The sequence below is a fragment of the Arthrobacter sp. FW305-BF8 genome, assembly GCF_021789315.1.
In the GTDB taxonomy this organism is placed as follows: domain Bacteria; phylum Actinomycetota; class Actinomycetes; order Actinomycetales; family Micrococcaceae; genus Arthrobacter.
The window spans coordinates 2,495,893-2,513,945 of sequence record NZ_CP084561.1 but is presented as its reverse complement, the minus strand read 5'-3'; the positions used below and the strand labels follow the sequence as shown (position 1 = coordinate 2,513,945).

The following is an 18,053-nucleotide window of genomic DNA, read 5'->3' as shown; positions in this document are numbered from 1 at the left end:
GTTCAGCATTGACCCGCGCTGGCGGCGCTTGAAACGTACGACGGCGGGTGCCAGCCGCTGCTTTCGGCCCACCGTTCCATTCCGGGTGCCCCGACGTCGCGGAACCAGGCCTCTTTGTCGTCCGCGTAGCCGGACGTGTTGGCGTCGGCGGCGTGCAGGGCGGCCACCCTGTGCTTCTCCGCGGCATACTCCTCCCGGGCCGCCGGATCGGTGCGCAGCCAGTCGCGGAAGCAGAGGGCAAACCGCCAGCCCGGCGAACCGGCCACCCGGACATGGACATTCACCGGACGGGCCGGATCGGCGTTGCCGTGCAGGCGCTTGGACCAGGCAGAGGGGTCAAAGGGCCCGTGGGGGCTGTCCATCAGGACGCCCGGCCAGAGCGGGAACCCCGCGGCGCCCAGCAGGGGCGCAATCCGGTCTGCCGTCGCGAGATCAGCGACCGCGAGCTGCAGGTCGATGACGTCCTTCGCGTCGAGGCCAGGAACCGACGTGGACCCGATGTGGTCCACGGCCAGTAAACCCTCCGGAGCGGCGGCCTTGAGCCGCTCAGCCAGGCAGGCGGCCTGGCGCGGCCAGTCGGGATCCGGGGCCACCAGGAGGGGTGCCCCGCTGCGGCCGGCCACCGCGGCCTGGCTGATGTTCCGCGCAAAGGGCACGAGCCGCCCCTCCCACAGACGGTCCACCGTGGCCAGCAGTTCCGCACGCGTGCCGGAGTTGGGAAGGACCACGTCCGCAGCGGCAATCCGGTCCTGGCGGGACGCCTGGGCCGCTATCCGCGAACGGGCGTCCGCTTCCGTCATTCCGCGGTGCCCGGTCATGCGCTGCACCCGGACATCCTCGGGCGCGTCCACCACCAGCACGAGGTGAAAGTTCTTCTGTTGTCCGGTTTCCACCAGGAGCGGGATGTCCTGCACCACCACCGCGTCCCCAGGCGCGGCCGCAATCACGGCAGCGGCGCGTTCGCGCACCAGCGGATGCACGATGCCGTTGAGCTCGGCACGCCGTTCCGGCTCCTGGAACACGATGGCCCCGAGGCGCGGCCGGTCCAGCCGGCCCTCGCCGTCGAGGATGTCCGGGCCGAACGCTTCCACGACGGCGGCCAGCCCCGGAGTTCCCGGTTCCACCACTTCACGGGCGATCGCGTCGGCATCGACGAGCACTGCTCCCAGTTCTTCCAGGCGCGTCGCCACCAGCGACTTCCCCGAGGCGATGCCGCCGGTCAACCCAATCTTCAGCACTCCCCAAGACTAATCCCCACCGCCTCCCTAACCTCGCTCCGCTCGGCCAGGACACCCTGGCGGCGTGGGCCCATCCACCGCCTCCCCAATCTCGCAAGCTCGATTGGGGCCCCTCGGCGTCGTGGCCCCTGGCGGTGTGGGCCCATGTCCTACACTTGGGCGGTGCAAGAACAAGAGAGCAGGGCATCCGCGTACACCACACTGGCAGCCGGGGACGGCTTCCGCCATGAGATCGAGATCAAGCGCTCCCGGTTCATCACCGTCCTGCGGCGGGCGGGGACCGAAGAGGATGCCCGCGCGCTGGTGTCTGACCTTCGCCGCGAGTTCCATGACGCCCGGCACCATTGCTCGGCGTTCGTTCTAGGGCCGGACCGGGACATCCAGCGGTCCAGCGACGACGGCGAACCCTCCGGCACCGCCGGAATCCCCATGCTGGAGGCCCTGCTCCGGCGCGAAACCGCACCCGGGGTGACGGACCTCAGCGACCTAAGTGCCGTCGTAGTGCGCTACTTCGGCGGAATTCTGCTGGGAGCCGGCGGGCTGGTGCGCGCCTACTCCGAATCAGTCTCGACGGCGCTGGAACTGGCACCGCTGGTGCAGCGCCGGCGGCTGCGCATCTGTGCCGTCCGGGTACCACACGCCGCGGCAGGGCGCCTCGAGAACGACCTGCGCAGCGCGGGCTATGCGATGGCGGAGACCGGCTACGAAACCCAGTCCACAGTCCTGCGCCTCGCGCTGCCGGACGAGCCGGGAGACCTGGCCGCGGCGGCCGACCGGCTGGCTGCCCTGACCGCCGGAAGTGCAGCCCTCCAGCGCGAGGACACTGAGTGGATTGACGTTCCGCGATGACGTGGCAGGAAAGAATCATCAGCTTGCTTATGACTTTGCGCTTTTCTAGGGTGGACGTGTAAGGCACCACACGGAAAAAAGGAGGACGCATGTCAGAGTACGACATCACCGGCAAGAGGGTCGCCTTCCTGCTGACGGACGGCGTGGAGCAGGTCGAACTGACCAGCCCGTGGGACGCCGTCAAGAACGCCGGCGGCGAACCTGTCCTGGTGGCTCCGAAGAGCGGAAAGCTCCAGGGTTTTGAGGGCGTCGAAAAGGGCGACACCTTCGACGTCGACCTGACCCTGCAGGATGCCAACGCCGCGGACTTCCACGCCCTGGTGATCCCGGGCGGCGTGGTGAACGCCGACCACCTCAGGGTGGACAAGGACGCGCAGGCGTTTGCCCGCAGCTTCTTTGAACAGCACAAGCCGGTGGCGGCTATCTGCCATGGCCCTTGGCTGCTCATCGATGCGGGCGTCGTCAAGGGCAGGAACCTCACCTCCTACCACACACTGGCCACCGACCTGCGAAACGCGGGGGCCAACTGGAGCGACCAGGAAGTCGTGGTGGACCAGGGCTTCGTGACCAGCAGGAAGCCGGACGACCTGCCCGCATTCAATAACAAGGTGCTCGAGGAGATCGCCGAAGGCGAGCACGCCGGGCAGACCGCCTGACATTCCACAGTAAGAAACGGCAAACAAAAAGGTGGCCGCCCCCTCGCGGGGACGGCCACCTTTTCAGTGGCAATTAGCTAATGCCGGGCAATTAGTTGCCGGTCAGCTTCTCGCGCAGAGCGGCAAGCGCCTCGTCCGAAGCAAGCGTGCCTGCACCGGAATCGGTGGCAGCCGGCTCGGAGGAGTAGCTGGTGGTGCCGGAGTCGCTCTCACCGGACGTTGCTGCAGCAGCGTCGTCGGCAGCGTGCTGGGAAACCTGCTTCTTGTGGGCTTCCCAGCGGGTCTGGGCGTCAGCGTACTGCTGCTCCCAGGCGGCGCGCTGGTTCTCGTAGCCTTCAAGCCACTCGTTGGACTCCGGATCGAAGCCCTCCGGGTACTTGTAGTTGCCCTCTTCGTCGTACTCAGCGGCCATGCCGTACAGAGCCGGATCGAACTCGGTGCTGTCGGCGTCAACGCCCTCGTTCGCCTGCTTGAGGGAGAGGGAGATGCGGCGGCGCTCGAGGTCGATGTCGATGACCTTGACGAACAGTTCGTCGCCAACGGAGACAACCTGCTCAGCCAGCTCAACGTGGCGGACAGCCAGTTCGGAGATGTGAACGAGGCCTTCGATGCCGTCCTCGACGCGAACGAACGCACCGAACGGAACGAGCTTGGTGACCTTACCCGGAACAACCTGGCCGAGGGCGTGGGTGCGGGCGAAGGTCTGCCACGGATCTTCCTGCGTAGCCTTGAGCGACAGGGAAACGCGCTCGCGGTCCAGGTCGACCTCGAGAACCTCGACGGTGACTTCCTGGCCAACTTCGACAACCTCGGACGGGTGGTCGATGTGCTTCCAGGACAGCTCGGAAACGTGAACCAGGCCGTCTACGCCGCCCAGGTCCACGAAGGCACCGAAGTTGACGATGGAGGAAACGACGCCGGGACGGACCTGGCCCTTTTCCAGCTTGTTGAGGAACGTGGAGCGGACCTCGGACTGGGTCTGCTCGAGCCATGCACGGCGGGACAGCACAACGTTGTTGCGGTTCTTGTCCAGCTCGATGATCTTGGCTTCGATCTGCTGACCGATGTACGGAGCCAGGTCGCGCACACGGCGCATCTCGACGAGGGATGCGGGCAGGAAGCCGCGCAGACCGATGTCGAGGATAAGACCACCCTTGACAACCTCGATGACGGTACCGGTGACAACACCGTCTTCTTCCTTGACCTTCTCGATGTCGCCCCAGGCACGCTCGTACTGAGCACGCTTCTTGGAGAGGATCAGGCGGCCTTCTTTGTCTTCCTTGGTGAGCACCAGGGCTTCGACCTGATCGCCAACGGAGACGACATCTCCGGGGTCAACGTCGTGCTTGATGGAAAGCTCGCGGGAGGGAATGACACCTTCGGTCTTGTAACCGATGTCGAGCAGAACTTCGTCGCGGTCGACCTTGACGACGGTACCTTCGACGAGGTCTCCGTCGTTGAAGTACTTGATGGTCGCGTCGACAGCTGCGAGGAAGTCCTCAGCGGTACCGATGTCGTTGATTGCGACTACGGGGGTACCGGGCTTCTCGGTGGAGGTGATGGTCATGTAGTAGGGGCTCCGTTGTGGATAGTTAGTCGGTCAGGCAAACCGCCGCGCCTGCGTTATGGAACGCAGGCGCAGGTGTGGGCACTTCGCAGGGAAGTGCCTGGTCATCCTGATTTTGTGGATTGAAGAAAAAACGTGCACGTAGTACACGCCCGTTTATTCTAGTGGCAAGCGCCAACCGGGGTCAAAGCGCTAGAAATGCGTCAGGCAGTGCGGCGGACGTTCGACGGCGAACATGCGGGCGGCGCGGAACGCCGCGCCCGGCGTGTGCTCCAGAATGCGTCCCGACGCCGCCAAGGTCACGGGGCTGACTCCACCGAGGTAGATGGCGGACAGCGCCGCGACATCCAGCTCGAGGTCCGGCGCGCCGCCGCCTCCGGAGGTGACCACAGCGCCGCCGCCCTCAGCGTCCACGGTGAAGGTGCCGCCGGTCAGGCCGAGGGAGTCGGCGACATTCAGCACCAGCCGCCCGTCGGCCGGGTAGTGGCGGGCTTCCAGGGCCCGCTTCACGTCGAGGATCCGCAGCCAGAGCATGTCCCGCGCTTCCGAGGCCTCCACGCAGCGCGCGTCCTCGAGGGCCCACCGCAGCGTATCGTCCACCGGCGCTTCCTCCCAGGTGATCCGGTCCACCAGGTCGATGGCGGCCAGGTACTGCCACAGCTCGAGGTACGCCGCTCCTGTCGCCGCGACCAGGTCCACCACCTCCATGGTGTACGGGGTGCTGGACCAGCCGGCAAACCTGTACGAGACGTAGCCGTCCACGTCGCCGCCGGCCCGTAGTGCAACGCCACCTTGACCTTCGGGTCTTCGCCCCCGTCGCGGCTGACGGATCCCGAGGCGAACTGCCGGTAGAACTCGTGCCGGCCGATGGATCCGGGCGTGCTGCGGTGCAGGCGGTCGAAGACCTCCGGAGCCAGGTCCAGCAGCACTTTGGGGTCGGCCACCTCGACGCTGCCCACCGGGGTGTGGTTGAGCCGGAAACCCGCCGTGGTGTCCATCTTCACGGCCCTGCTCGGACGTGGCCACGCCAAACCCGAACCGGCCATAGATCGAGGCCTCGGACGCCGTGAGCGCTGCCATCGCCAGGCCTTCCTCCCGGGCCAGGGCCTCCCCCATCATGCGGCGCAGCAGGCCGCGGCGCCGGTGTGAAGTGCGGACCGTCACGGCGGTCACCAGCCGGGTGTCCAGCAACCGGCCAAAGCCGATGTTCAGCGTCTTGGTCATGGTCCCGAAGGTGGCAACGGGCACGTCCGCTCCGAGTGAGTGACCGGCCACCGTTCCAACCTGGTACACCCCGGTCAGGACGCGCCCGTCCGTGCGCTGCAGCTCGATGCTTTTGTCCACCCGTTCATCGCTGCGCCGGGCATCGTGGATGCCGAAGGCTACCGCCCGCATCCAGGCAACCGACTCCGCGTATGCAGGATCGTCTGTGGCAGCCGCTTGGAACCGACGGATTTCATAGTCAGCGCTCAGATTAGACACAACCCCGAGCCTAACCAATGGTCCCCCGCCCCGCCTCCGGCGCGGCGGGGTCCGTTGAGGCTAGTGGCCGGCGTCGTACCAGCTGGTGCCGACGCCGATCTGGACTTCCAGCGGAACGCTGAGTTCCGCGGCGGCGGCCATCTGCTCCGTGACGAGCTTTTCGACTGCCTCCCGTTCGCCGGTGGCCACTTCCAGCACGAGTTCGTCATGGACCTGCAAAAGCATGCGTGACTTGAGCCCCTGTGCGGCCAGTTCCGAGTGCACGCCGAGCATGGCACGCTTGATGATGTCCGCCGCGGAGCCCTGGATGGGTGAGTTGAGGGCGATGCGCTCGGCGTTCTCGCGCAGCTGCCGGTCTGTGCTGGTGAGGTCCGGCAGGTAGCGGCGCCGGCCCTCGATCGTGGCCGTGTAGCCGTCCACCCTGGCCTGGTCCACCACGCCGCGGAGGTAGTCCCGCACGGCACCGAACCGGTCAAAGTAGTCCTTCATGAGGTTTCTGGCCTCATCCACCGAGATCTCGAGCTGCTTTGACAGCCCGAAGGACGTCAGCCCGTAGGCCAGGCCGTAGGACATGGCCTTGACCTTGGAGCGCATCGCGCTGGTCACCTCGGCCGGCGGCACGTGGAAGATGGACGAGCCGACGAAGCGGTGCAGGTCTTCCCCCTCGCGGTAGGCCTCGATCAGGCCGGCGTCGCCGGACAGGTGCGCCATGATGCGCATCTCGATCTGCGAGTAGTCCGCGGACAGCAGGCACTCGTAGCCGTCGCTGACCACGAAGATGCCCCGCACGCGGCGGCCCTCCTCGCTGCGGATCGGGATGTTCTGCAGGTTGGGGTTGTTGGACGAGATGCGCCCGGTGGCGGCCACGTTCTGGGCGTAGGTGGTGTGGATGCGCCCGTCCTCGGCCACGGACTTCTTCAGCGTTTCCACCATCTGCCGCAGCTTCGCCGATTCGCGGTGGGCCATGAGCTGGACCAGGAATTCATGCCCGGTTTTCTCCAGCAGGTTTTTCAGCGAAGCGGCGTCCGTGGTGTACCCGGACTTGATCTTCTTGGTCTTGGGCAGTTGCAGCTCCTCGAAGAGGACCGTCTGCAGCTGCTTCGGCGAACCGAGGTTCACCTCGTGGCCGATCGCGGCGAACGCCCGTTCCTGCGCATCGTCGATCACCCTGGCCAGGTCCGCCAGCTGTTCGTCCATCAGCTCCATGGAGACGGCGATGCCGGTCTTCTCCATATCCGCGAGGACACGGGCCACCGGCAGCTCCAGCGTGGCCAGCAGATCCTCGGCCTTGCGCTCCCTCAGTTCCGATTCGAAGAACCGGCTCAGTTTATGGACGACGGCGGCCACCTGGACCAGCGCACCGGACGCCGCGGCGTCGTCGTCGAACGCCAGCTCCAGCTGGCCGGCCTTGGCGGCCTCGGGCGTGATGTGGATGTTCAGGTGGAACTGGGCCAGTTCGGCCAGTTCGTAGGTGCGGCGGTCGGGCTGGATGAGGTAGCCGGAAATGGAGGTGTCATCCACCACACCCTCCAAACCAAACCCACGGTTGGCCAATGCCTTCAGCGCCGCCTTGTAGCCGTGCATCACCTTCGGCGATCCCGCGTCCCGGAGCCACTGGGCCAGCACATTTTCGGCGTCGGCGTCCAGCGCGGTGAGGTCCACGTAGGCGGCGGCGTCGTCCCGCACGATGGCGACGGCGTCCGCGTCCTCGCCGATCCGGCCGGGCAGCACGTCCACGGCGAGGGCGGACCGCTGCCCAGCCCCTGCCTCGAGGAAGGCCCGGAGCGAGTCCGCGTCGGCCAGCGCGGCAAAGTCCCTGCTCTCCAGGGGCTCGCGCTCCGGCGCAGGCGCCTCGCTCGCGTACAGATCAAAGAGACGGGTGCGGATCGTCTTGAATTCGAGCTCGTCGAAGAGCTCCTCCACAGCCTTCTGGTCCGGCCGCGGGTCAGCCAGCTCGTCCAGCGTCACCGGGAGGTCAAGGTCGGTGTGCAGCCGGTTCAGCTTCCGGTTGCGCTTGACCGCATCCACGTTGTCCCGCAACGCGTCCCCCACCTTCCCGCCGATGGCATCGAGGTGTTCCAGCACGCCTTCGAGGCCGCCGTAGAGATTGATCCACTTGGCTGCCGTTTTGGGTCCGACTCCCGGGACGCCCGGCAGGTTGTCAGCGGTCTCCCCCACCAGGGCCGCGAGGTCTGAATACCGGGAGGGGCTGACGAAGTACTTCGCCTCGATGGCGGCGGCGTCCATGCGCGGGATGTCGCTGACGCCCTTCCTCGGGTACAGCACGAAGACGTTGTCCGTGATGAGCTGGAAGGCGTCGCGGTCGCCGGACACGAGCAGGACTTCGTAGCCGGCCTTTTCACCCATGGCTGCGAGCGTGGCCAGGATGTCGTCCGCCTCGTAGCCGGGCATCTTGATGGTCTTGATGCCCCACGCGGCCATGACCTGGTCGATGAGGTCGATCTGGCCGCTCATTTCGCGGGGCGTCTCGTTGCGGCCACCCTTGTACTCGCTGTATTCGGCCTTGCGGTGAGTGGTGTCATCCGAGACGTCGAAGGCCACGGCAATGTGGGTGGGCTTCTGTTCCTTGATCAGGTTGATGAGCATGGAGGTGAAGCCGTGGATCGCGTTGGTGTGCTGGCCCCGGGCCGTGGAGAACTTGTCGGCCGGGAGGGCGAAGAAGGCCCGGAAGGCCATGGAGTGCCCGTCCAGCACCAGAAGCCGGGGCTGCTCCGTCAGGGGAACGACGGGAGCCTGGGTGGCCGATACCGACGGGGCGTCAGCCGGGGACACTGCAATGTCCTGAAGGGTCTGGGTTGTGGACGGAATTGGGGCCGGTTTGGTTGTTTCACTCACAGGTGCCAGCCTAGTTGCCATGATGGACAATTTCACGCCCGGCCCTGGCGGTGAGGCCAGCCCCACAGAGGCCGGCGCAGCCGCAGACGCGGCCATCGCGGCGCCCGCCGAGGTTGCAGCCTCGGTTGAAGCTCAGTTCATGAAAGAGCTGTTTGAGGCCGGCGTCCCCGAGCACCTGCACGAATGGCTCGCGGACTACGGCATCGGCGCCCTCGTGGTGAAGATGGGGATCCGGTTCCTGGAGATGAGCCCTGAACGGTGCGTTGCCACGATGCCCGTGGAGGGAAATACGCAGGTGGCCGGGATCCTGCACGGCGGCGCGCATGTGGTGCTGGCCGAGACCCTGGGGTCGTTTGCCGCGGGGATGCACGCCGGTCCGGGCCGCCAGGCGCTGGGCATCGAGGTGGGCGCCACGCACCACCGCGCGGTCTCCGCGGGCACGGTAACCGGAACGTGCACGGCCATCCATCTGGGCCGCACGCTGACCACTCACGAGATCGTGATGACCGACGAACAGGGGCGCCGGCTGTCCACGGCGCGCATCACCAACCTCATCCGGTAGCGGCGGAAGAGGCTAGCGGCCAGGCCAGCGGTACCGGAGCTCCACGATCCCCCGCCCCTGGGGACGCGCCTCCTGCAACTCGAGTGGCGCCGTCGGGCCCTGGACGAGGGGAAGCAGCCGTTTTCCGCCGCCAAGCACCACAGGGATGACCGAGACGATCAGTTCGTCCAGGAGGCCGGCGCCGGCGAACTGGGCGGCGAGCTCGCCGCCGCCCACCACCCAGATGTTCTTGCCGGCAGCGTCACGCCAGAGGTCGTCGATGAATTCGGTCACCTCGCCCCGGACGAACGTGATGTCGGCTCCCGGCGGGGCGCTGAACTCGTGGTGGGTGAAGATCCAGGAGGGCGTGCCGGGGTAAGGCCAGTTGCCGGGTTCGTGCTCCATCAGCCACCCGTAGGTGGTCCCGCCCATGACGATGCAGCCGACGCCGGATATGAAGGCGTCGTAGCTTTCCTTGCCGCCTTCGAAGCCGTCGAACTGCAGCAGCCAGGCAAGGTCGTCGTCTGCCGTGGCGATGAAGCCGTCGAGGGAGGACGCAACGTAATACTGGACACTGGGCATGGACCCAGCCTAGCCACTCGGGTTCAGCGTTCCCAGAGGACCGTCGCCGGACCTGCCCGGTTAGCCGCTGAAGTACGGAATGATCAGGTACAGGCCGAACATCACGGCGATGCCGCAGAGTCCAAAGCAGGCGTAGGAGAGGTATTTGACCCAGGCCGGCGCGGCCACCTGGCGGTCACCGGCGATGGCGGTCAGCCGGACGCCAAGGGAGTAAAGGACCACGACGGTCACGGCGGCGACCAGAGTGGCGCCGGCTACGGTGAGGAGTTCCAACCACTTCATCGCTGCGGGCCCTTCGGGTTGTTGTTCTTGGCGCGCTCGGCGGCGCGTGCCCTGGCGAGGGCCTTCTTCTTCGCGAAGCGGATTGCCTGCCCGGCCTCTTCGACCTCGACGGCGTTGTGGTGGCCCACCTGGGATTTGCGGGATACCAGGAACATGTACAAGACGGCGCCGGTGCCGGCCACTGCCGCAATCACCACGCCGACCACCCCGGTCTTGACCAGCAGTGCGGTCAAAGCACCGACAATGCCCGCGGCGGGCAGCGTGAAGAGCCACCCGAGTGCGATGCGCCCCACCATGCCCCAGCGCACCGTGGTGCCCCTGCGGCCCATGCCGGAACCGATCACTGAACCGGAGGCCACCTGGGTGGTGGACAGGGCAAAGCCCAGGTGCGAGGAGGCCAGGATGGCGGAAGCCGTGCTCGACTCGGCCGCGAAGCCCTGGGCGGGCTTCACCTCGGTGAGTCCGGCACCCATGGTCCTGATGATGCGCCAGCCGCCGGCGTAGGTTCCGATGGCGATGGCGAGGGCGCAGGCCGTGATCACCCACAGCTCCGGGCCCGAGCCGGGCTTCTGCGTCCCGGCCGCGATCAGTACGAGGGTGATGATGCCCATGGTTTTCTGGGCGTCGTTGGTGCCGTGGGCCAGCGCCACCAGGCTGGAGGTGAAGATCTGGCCTGTCCGGAAGCCGCCGCGCTTCTGCGTGAGCTTGCTGCCTGTCTCCGGATCATGCCGTGACGTGAGGCCGTAGGCGATCCGGGTGCAGACGTAGGCCACAAGCCCTGCGATGACCGGGGCGAAGATGGCGGGCAGAATGACTTTTTGCAGCAGCGTCTCGAGGTTGACGGAGTGGAAGCCGATGCCCACAACCGCGGCCCCGATGAGGCCGCCGAACAGCGCATGGGACGAGCTGGAGGGCAGTCCCTTGAGCCAAGTGATCATGTTCCAGAGGATGGCGCCCATGAGGCCGGCGAAAATGATGTCCGGGGTGATCTGGACCCCGCCGGACCCCTCGCGAATGATGCCCCCCGAGACCGTTTTGGCGACTTCCGTGGACAGGAACGCGCCGACGAGGTTCAGGGCCGCCGCAAGGGCAACCGCAGTCTTCGGCTTGATGGCACCGGTGGCAATGGGCGTGGCCATCGCGTTTGCGGTGTCGTGGAAACCGTTCGTGAAGTCGAAAAATAATGCCAGCGCAATGACCAGCGCCACCATGAAGGTGATGTCCACCTGTTGCCCAATCTGCAGAGTCTACGTACAGCAGTTCCACTTCCCCGGCCTGCACTGCACAGCATAGTTCACCCGCTGTTTAAGGATACGTCTGGGGGTGGAGGTCGCGGAGCTGCAGAGCGGGCTTGAAACCTTATCGATGGTACGCGTCCTGCAGGCAAGGTCAAACCTGCACCGCTCAACTCAGTCACGCCTGCCGGTCCGGGGGCCGGGAGAAGGCGCGGATGGCCTCCAGCTGACGCGGCGACAATCCTGTCCGGGGGTCCGGTGAAACCAGCAAGGCACGGCGGCCAAGGATCCGTGCCCACGCCTGGGCGCGGCCTTCAAATGCGAGCTGGTCGTCCACCCAGATGATCCGCTCCGGTGTGTTCCTGCCCACATCCGCCTGAATGGCTTCCAGCTTCCACCATTCCGCGCCGCTGCCCGCCCCGTCAGCGGTCAGCACCGGCCACGTGCTTCCCTCCAGTCCGGTGACCGGGCAGAGTACGGCGGGCGCCAGTTCCTCCCAGCTGGTGAGCCAGACGCACCGGAGTCCGGGCTGCAGAGACAGCCGGTTCAGGGCCGTCACCAGCTCCGCCGCATAGGAGACTTCCAGCATCCCGGCGAAGGTGTAACGCCATGCCGAGTCCCACGGCGTGGTGCCCGTGGGGCCAAATGGGCACACCACGCCATCGACATCGAGGTAGAGGGTCACCCTGTTCCCGGGGTCTCCCTTGAGCGCGGTGTCTCCCTTGAGCGTGTCCCCCGTTAGCGCGGCGTCCCCATTCGACGCTGTGATTCCCACGGCATTCCTTCCACGCCTGCAACGCTACGGAACCGCCGCCAGTACGGGCAAGGCCTCTGGGAACAAGAGGCCCCAACTGCCGGTTGGGCGGACCCGGAGTGGATCTGAGGGCCGCCATAACCGCGGGGTAGACTGTGCCCCTCAGCGCTGGAGCGGGATCCGACGGAAGGCAATAAATGGGCATGGCCGGGGCAAACGGGGCAATTTCGGATGACGAACTGTACCTCCTCCACCGCTACTGGAACGCGGCCAACTACCTGACGGTGGCCTAGATCTACCTCCAGGACAATGCCCTGCTTCGGGAGCCGCTGCAGCCGGAACACATTAAGCCGAGGCTGCTGGGGCACTGGGGCACCGGTCCCGGGCTGTCGCTGATCTACGCCCACCTGAACCGGCTGATCAAGAAAACGTCGGCCGAGGTCCTGTTCATTGCCGGCCCGGGCCACGGCGGACCGTCGGTGGTGGCGAACGTCTACCTCGAGGGCACGTACTCCGAGATCTACCCTGAGGTCAGCCGCGACGCCGCCGGGCTGCGCCGGCTGGCCAGGCAGTTTTCGACGCCGGGCGGTGTGGGCAGCCACGTGGGTCCGGCAACGCCCGGGTCCATCCACGAGGGCGGCGAGCTGGGCTACTCGCTGATGCACGCCACCGGCGCGGTGATGGATAACCCGGGCCTCATCGCCGCCTGCGTGGTGGGCGACGGCGAGGCCGAGACGGGCCCGCTGGCCGCCTCGTGGACGGCGCCGTTCTTCCTCAACGCGGCGCGGGACGGCGCGGTCCTGCCCATCCTGCACCTCAACGGGGCCAAGATTTCCGGGCCGACAGTCCTGGGACGCCGCCCCGACGCGGACGTCGAGGCATTGCTAAGTGCCAACGGCTGGGAACCCGTAACAGTGTCCGGCGACCAGCCCGAGAAGGTCCACCGCGCCCTGGCCGCCGCCCTGGACAGTGCATATGCAATCATCCGGAACATCCAGCAGGCCGCCCGGGGCGCCGGTTCCGGTGCTTCCGGCTCCGGCAGTAATCTGGCGACGGCGCCTCGCTGGCCGGCGATCATCCTGCGGACCCCCAAGGGCTGGACCGGACCGGAGTCCGTGGACGGCACCCCGGTGGAAGGCACGTTCCGTGCGCACCAGGTTCCCCTGTCCGGTGTCAGGGACAACCCGGAGCACCTGGCGCTGCTGGAGCAATGGATGCGCTCCTACCAGCCCGAATCCCTGTTCGACGACGACGGCCGGCTCCTCCCCGAACTGGCCGCTCTGGCGCCCGAAGGCAGGCTCCGGATGGGAGCGGCGCCGTTGGCCAACGGCCAGCCGTCCGTCCCGCTGGAGATACCTGACCTGGCCCAGTACGCCGTCGACCCCGGCCAGCCCGGTTCGACCAGCATCGAAACCACCAAGCCGCTGGGTGAGCTGTTCCGCGACCTCTACACCGGAACGAAGGACAACCCTCGGTTCCGGCTGTTCTGCCCGGACGAAACCAACAGCAACAGGCTGGGCGCCGTGTTTGAGGCCACCGACCGCTGCCTGATGCTGCCGGGGAACGGCGGGGATAACGGCGGCGGGGACAGCCACGTCTCTCCGGACGGCCGCGTCATGGAGGTGCTCTCCGAGCACCTCTGCCAGGGTTGGCTGGAGGGCTACCTGCTGACCGGGCGGCACGGGTTCTTCGCCAGCTACGAGGCCTTCGCCATGGTCAGCGCCTCGATGACCGTCCAGCACGCCAAGTGGCTGCAGCACGCCCGGGAGCTGGAATGGCGCTCGCCGGTGCCGAGCCTGAACATCCTGCTGACCTCCACCTGCTGGCGCAACGACCACAACGGCTTCAGCCACCAGGGCCCGGGCCTGATCGACACCGTGCTGTCCCTGTCCGGTGAAGTGACGAGAATCTACCTGCCGCCGGACACCAACACTCTTCTGGCGGCGGCAGAACACACCCTGCTCAGCCAGGACTATGTGAACCTGGTCGTCGTCGACAAGCAGTCACACCCCCAGTACCTGACCCTGGCGGAAGCCCGCGCGCACGCCGAGGCCGGAGCCTCCATTTGGGAGTGGGCCGGCAACGAGGACGGCAGCGGCACTGAACCGGACGTCGTCCTCGCCTGCGCCGGCGACATCCCCACTGAGGAGGCACTCGCGGCGGCCTGGCTGCTGCAGCGCCACGTTCCCGATGCCACCGTGCGCGTGGTGAACGTCATGGACGCCATGGTTCTTCCGCCGCGCAACGTGCACCCGCACGGGCTCGACGACGGGACGTTCACTTCGCTGTTCACAGACAGCTGCGAGGTGGTGGTGGCATGGCACGGCTACGCCCGCTCGTTCCACCAGCTCCTGCACGGGCGGCCGAACCCGGACCGGTTCCACGTCCGCGGCTACAGCCAGCAGGGCACCACCACCACGCCGTTCGACATGGTGGTGGTCAACCGGATGAGCCGCTACCACCTGGCGTTGGAGGCGCTGCGCCGGATGCCGCGGCAGTTCGACGGCGCGGAGGCCCTGGCCGATTACTGCAACCAGCAGCTGGACGCCCATGCCGAATACATCCGGGAGCACTTCGAGGATTTGCCCGGCATCCGCGACTGGGTATGGTCGCCGCCCGGTTCCTAAACCAAACTGCAACGCGAGGTCAGATATCGTCCAATGGAGGCCTGTTATTGGGCGAAAAGTGACCCCGCGTTGCTACTTCTAGGAACCGGGCGCTGCCGAGGCTCCGCTGACGTTTACCAGCCACGCGATGCCGAACTTGTCGGTGCACATGCCGAAGATGTCGCCCCATGGCGCCTTCTCCATCGGGACGGTGACGGAGCCTCCGTCGCCGGAGAGTTTGTCGTAGTAACCGCGAAGTTCCGCCTCGTCGTCCCCGCTGAGCGATACCGAGATGTTGTTCCCCGGTGAATAGTCCATGGAGTTGGGGGTGTCGGCTCCCATGAGCACGAGCCCCTTCTCCGAGGTCAGCATCCCGTGCATGATCTTGTCCGACTCGGCAGGATCTTCACTGGCGTGGAACTCCCCGAAGGTGCTGAGTGCCAGGTCGCCGCCGAACACCGACTGGTAGAAGGTCATGGCGTCGCGGGCGGTGTCACGGAAGCTGAGGTACGGGTTGAGCAGGGTGGACACGATCTGTTCTCCTTCGGCTGTACGTGTGGCGCCCGGTGTGCGGCGCCCGGCTCTACACATGTTGCCCGAATCCGGCTCCCCTTCATAGGGGTTCACGGAAGTTCACGGATGTCCATAAGGGCAGGTCAGGGCCGGAAGCGGTAGCCCACGCCGGCCTCCGTCAGCAGATGGCGCGGGTTGCCTGTGTCCGCCTCCAGCTTGCGCCGGAGCTGGGCCATGTACACCCGGAGGTAGTTGGCTTCCTTCTCGTAGGCTGGCCCCCAGACGGTGGCCAGGATCTGCTGCTGGGTGATGAGCTTGCCGGGGTTCCGCACCAGGAGTTCAAGGATGCTCCACTCCGTGGGAGTGAGCCGGACAGGCTCACCGTTCCGGGTGACCATCCGCCGCCCCAGGTCCACGCTGAACTCCGCGGTGTCCACGGTGGAGGGCTCGGCGGTTTCCGGCGCGCGCCGCAGGAGCGCGCGGAGCCGGGCCAGGAGTTCCTCCAGCCCGAAGGGCTTGGTGATGTAATCGTCCGCGCCGGCGTCGAGGGCGTCCACCTTGTCCGACGAACCGTGCCGGGCCGAGAGCACCAGGACCGGGGCGGAGCTCCACCGGCGTAGCTCCCTGAGGACCGCCGCGCCGTCCATGTCCGGCAGTCCAAGATCCAGAACAACAAGCCCGGGCGGATTGCGGGAGGCAGCAATCAGCGCGGCCTCGCCGTCCGCGGCCGTCTCCACGGTGTAGCCGTGCGCCTGCAGTGTGATCCGCAGCGCCTTCAGCAGGTGCTGGTCGTCGTCGACGACGAGGACGCCGGTCACTGGGCAGTCTCCTGGGAAGGTACGGCAGGTGAAACACCGGGCACTGAAACGCCGGGAACGACGGCGGAGGTCCCGCCGTCAGCCCCGGTTGAGTCATGCCCCGTTGACAGGGGAAGCCGGATGACCATGGTGAGTCCCCCGCCGGGCGTCTCCTCTGCCGCCAGGCTGCCGCCCATGGCCGAGACGAACCCCCTCGCGACGGCCAATCCCAGGCCCACGCCGGTGGACTGGGACACATCGTCCAGGCGCTGGAACGGCCGGAACATCGCGGGCACGTTCCGGCCCGGGACACCGCGTCCGTGGTCGATGATCCTCAGTTCACCTGCCGGGTGGCCGTTGAGGACCGCGCCACTAAGCCCGCCCGCCGCTGCCGTCACCTTTATGTCCGAGGCCGGGGCGTACTTGACCGCGTTCTCCGCGATATTGGCGATGACGCGCTCCAGCAGCACTGAATCGGCGTCGACGGCGGGAGGGTTCGGCGGCAGTTCCACCCGCACGCTCCCCGCCGGAATGCCACGCAGAGCGGGAGGCACAACATCGAGCCAACGAACGGGCTTCAGCAGGGGACGGACTGAGTCGGCGGTGATCCTGGACATGTCGAGGAGGTTGCCCACCAGGACGTCCAGCCGGTCCGAGCATTCGTCGATGGTTTCCAACAGTTCCTGTTTCTCCTCGGGGGGATACGTGACCGCGGTCTGCAGGAGACCGCCGACGGCGAGTTTGATTCCGGCGAGCGGCGTGCGGAGGTCGTGCGAGACGGCACGCAGGATGGCGGTGCGCATGGTGTTTCCCTCGGCCAGCCTCAGCACCTCGAGGCGGCTGGCGGCCAGCTGCTGGCGCTCCAGCTGGGCCAGCACGTGCGCGGCGAACGCGCCCAGCAGGCTGCTGTCGGCAGCCGGCACGGTCCTGCCGAACAGCACCAGCCAGGTGCCGTCGTCGACCGGTTCCACGGTGTGCTCGGCGAAACCCGTGCCCTCCCGTTCATCCTCCGTCAGCTCGCCGGCACTCGCGAGCAGCCGCGGGCCGGGACCGGCGCCGGATGCGGGTTCGAACGCGGACCCGCTGAAGAGAGCCGCGCCGCGGACCCCAAAGACGTCCAGCGCCTGTTCCAGAAGATTGCCCACGGTATCCTCGGCGCGGGTGGCTCCGCGCGAGAGCTCGCCGAGCGTGGCCGCCTCGGCGCGCGCCCGGGCGGCCTCCTTGGAGCGGCGTGCGGACGTGTCCACCACGCCGGCCACGGCCACCGAGACGCCCACGAACACGCCGAGGGAAAGCAGGTCCTGCGGGTCGCTGATGGCCAGCTCACCGAGTGGCGGCGTGGAGAAGTAGTTGACCAGCAGGCTGCTCCAGAGCGCTCCGGCGACGGCCGGCCAGAGTCCGCCCACGAGCGCCACGGCCACGGCCCCGGCGAGCTGGACCAGGACGGCGGTTGCCACGCTGTGCTCGATGACGGCGAGCGCGAGCTGCATCAGGATGGGGACGGCCGCGGCCAGCACGAATCCGATTGCGACGCGCACACGGCCAAGGTCCCGCTGCCGCCGGCGGCCCGTGCCGTGCCCGGCCAGCGGATGCGGCACCACCTGCACGTCGAGGTCGCCCGCACGGCGGATGATCCGCGTCTCGGTGCCGCCCGAAAGGAGCCTGGCCAGTGGATGCGCGCGCGACTGGCCGATGAGCAGCCGGGTTGCGCCCACGTGGGACGCGAACCCCAGGAGTGCTTCGACGGGATCATCGGCGGCGACGGTGTGGTAGCTGCCGCCCAGCTCCACCACCAGGCGGCGCTGGGATTCGAGGGCGCTGGTGGATTCGCCCGACGCACCCTCCGCGGAACGGATGTGCACGGCCAGCAGGTCACCACCGCCGGCACCGTCCAGGACCTTGGCGGCACGGCGGATCAGGATCTCCCCCTCTAGGCCTCCCGACAAGCCAATGACGATCCGTTCCCCTGCCATGACGCCATTCTTTCACCCGTCCGCCGTCCCCGGCGGCACGCCCGGTGGGGTGCCTCACACCGGCGTTAAGGATCCGTCAAGATTCCCCTGCGGGCGGTTCCGGCGCTCCTGCGCGGTGCTAC

General features: G+C 67.2%; 15 protein-coding genes. 4 read left to right on the top strand and 11 right to left on the bottom strand.

All coding sequences use genetic code 11. The features are described 5' to 3' along the window. Positions 1–2: 2 nt before the first annotated feature. On the bottom strand, positions 3–1,238 hold the full coding sequence (coaE, locus tag LFT45_RS11145) for a dephospho-CoA kinase (protein WP_236803274.1): 1,236 nt from the start codon (positions 1,236–1,238) through the stop codon (positions 3–5). Between the two features lie 144 nt (positions 1,239–1,382). On the opposite strand from coaE, the gene LFT45_RS11140 reads away from it, so the two are divergent. Together LFT45_RS11140 and LFT45_RS11135 are read left to right on the top strand one after the other, a co-directional pair. Continuing rightward, a complete protein-coding gene (locus LFT45_RS11140) occupies positions 1,383–2,087 on the top strand; it encodes an IMPACT family protein (RefSeq protein WP_442863553.1) in 705 nt (234 codons plus the stop codon). A gap of 89 nt (positions 2,088–2,176) precedes the next feature. Then, a complete protein-coding gene (locus tag LFT45_RS11135; RefSeq protein ID WP_236803272.1) occupies positions 2,177–2,743 on the top strand; it encodes a type 1 glutamine amidotransferase domain-containing protein in 567 nt (188 codons plus the stop codon). Between the two features lie 91 nt (positions 2,744–2,834). On the opposite strand, the gene rpsA is transcribed toward LFT45_RS11135, so the two are convergent. From rpsA to polA, 3 genes are all read right to left on the bottom strand, one after another. Continuing rightward, positions 2,835–4,310, bottom strand: a complete 1,476-nt coding sequence (gene rpsA / locus LFT45_RS11130; RefSeq protein WP_102974277.1) for a 30S ribosomal protein S1 — start codon at positions 4,308–4,310, stop codon at positions 2,835–2,837. Between the two features lie 192 nt (positions 4,311–4,502). Continuing rightward, a complete protein-coding gene (locus LFT45_RS11125; protein WP_336885572.1) occupies positions 4,503–5,792 on the bottom strand; it encodes a GNAT family N-acetyltransferase in 1,290 nt (429 codons plus the stop codon). 60 nt (positions 5,793–5,852) lie between these two features. After that, positions 5,853–8,489, bottom strand: coding sequence for a DNA polymerase I (polA, locus tag LFT45_RS11120; RefSeq protein WP_236809296.1), 2,637 nt, complete (start codon positions 8,487–8,489; stop codon positions 5,853–5,855). Between the two features lie 178 nt (positions 8,490–8,667). On the opposite strand from polA, the gene LFT45_RS11115 reads away from it, so the two are divergent. Next, a complete protein-coding gene (locus tag LFT45_RS11115) occupies positions 8,668–9,210 on the top strand; it encodes a hotdog fold thioesterase (RefSeq protein ID WP_442863552.1) in 543 nt (180 codons plus the stop codon). A 12-nt stretch (positions 9,211–9,222) separates the two neighbouring features. Here LFT45_RS11115 and LFT45_RS11110 read toward each other — a convergent pair whose 3' ends face one another. The 4 genes from LFT45_RS11110 to LFT45_RS11095 all read right to left on the bottom strand — a co-directional run bounded on the left by LFT45_RS11110 (position 9,223) and on the right by LFT45_RS11095 (position 12,063). Beyond that, complete coding sequence (locus LFT45_RS11110) at positions 9,223–9,771, bottom strand: dihydrofolate reductase family protein (protein WP_236803271.1); 549 nt, start codon at positions 9,769–9,771, stop codon at positions 9,223–9,225. A gap of 60 nt (positions 9,772–9,831) precedes the next feature. Beyond that, positions 9,832–10,053: a hypothetical protein gene (locus tag LFT45_RS11105; RefSeq protein ID WP_236803270.1), complete on the bottom strand. Its 222-nt coding sequence runs from the start codon at positions 10,051–10,053 to the stop codon at positions 9,832–9,834. Next, positions 10,050–11,279: an inorganic phosphate transporter gene (locus tag LFT45_RS11100; protein ID WP_236803269.1), complete on the bottom strand. Its 1,230-nt coding sequence runs from the start codon at positions 11,277–11,279 to the stop codon at positions 10,050–10,052. Before LFT45_RS11100 ends, LFT45_RS11105 begins: the two co-directional genes overlap by 4 nt. A 187-nt stretch (positions 11,280–11,466) precedes the next feature. Then, positions 11,467–12,063 (bottom strand): HAD domain-containing protein, encoded by a 597-nt coding sequence (locus tag LFT45_RS11095; RefSeq protein ID WP_236803268.1) that lies wholly within the window; start codon positions 12,061–12,063, stop codon positions 11,467–11,469. A gap of 272 nt (positions 12,064–12,335) precedes the next feature. On the opposite strand from LFT45_RS11095, the gene LFT45_RS11090 reads away from it, so the two are divergent. Beyond that, on the top strand, positions 12,336–14,669 hold the full coding sequence (locus LFT45_RS11090; RefSeq protein WP_336885614.1) for a phosphoketolase family protein: 2,334 nt from the start codon (positions 12,336–12,338) through the stop codon (positions 14,667–14,669). A gap of 78 nt (positions 14,670–14,747) precedes the next feature. On the opposite strand, the gene LFT45_RS11085 is transcribed toward LFT45_RS11090, so the two are convergent. From LFT45_RS11085 to LFT45_RS11075, 3 genes are all read right to left on the bottom strand, one after another. Further along, positions 14,748–15,179, bottom strand: a complete 432-nt coding sequence (locus LFT45_RS11085) for a VOC family protein (RefSeq protein WP_236803267.1) — start codon at positions 15,177–15,179, stop codon at positions 14,748–14,750. A gap of 125 nt (positions 15,180–15,304) precedes the next feature. Further along, positions 15,305–15,979: a response regulator gene (locus LFT45_RS11080; RefSeq protein WP_111902594.1), complete on the bottom strand. Its 675-nt coding sequence runs from the start codon at positions 15,977–15,979 to the stop codon at positions 15,305–15,307. Beyond that, positions 15,976–17,931 (bottom strand): ATP-binding protein, encoded by a 1,956-nt coding sequence (locus tag LFT45_RS11075; protein ID WP_236803266.1) that lies wholly within the window; start codon positions 17,929–17,931, stop codon positions 15,976–15,978. Before LFT45_RS11075 ends, LFT45_RS11080 begins: the two co-directional genes overlap by 4 nt. Positions 17,932–18,053 lie beyond the last annotated feature (122 nt).